This window comes from Pauljensenia sp. UMB3104 (genome assembly GCF_030217285.1).
Taxonomy (GTDB): Bacteria; Actinomycetota; Actinomycetes; order Actinomycetales; family Actinomycetaceae; genus Pauljensenia.
Window position 1 is genome coordinate 1 of the sequence record NZ_JASONN010000685.1, and the last position, 222, is coordinate 222.

Genomic DNA, 222 nt, shown 5'->3' on the forward strand with positions numbered 1-222 from the left:
CTCATCACGCTGGGCAGGACACTCAAACGCCGAGCCGGGGACATCCTGGCTTACTTCGACCACCCCCACACCTCCAATGGCCCTACCGAAGCCATCAACGGACGCCTCGAACACCTACGCGGCTCCGCCCTCGGGTTCCGTAACCTCACCCACTACATCACCCGCTGCCTCCTCGAAACCGGCGGATTCAGACCCCAACTACACCCCCAATTATGAAGAGCC

Annotated in this window: 1 protein-coding gene; it reads left to right on the forward strand. The window is 61.7% G+C overall.

The window, feature by feature from the left end; all coding sequences use genetic code 11:
* A partial coding sequence (locus QP415_RS13280; RefSeq protein ID WP_285100382.1) for a transposase occupies positions 1-216 on the forward strand: 216 nt, incomplete at its 5' end.
* Positions 217-222 lie beyond the last annotated feature (6 nt).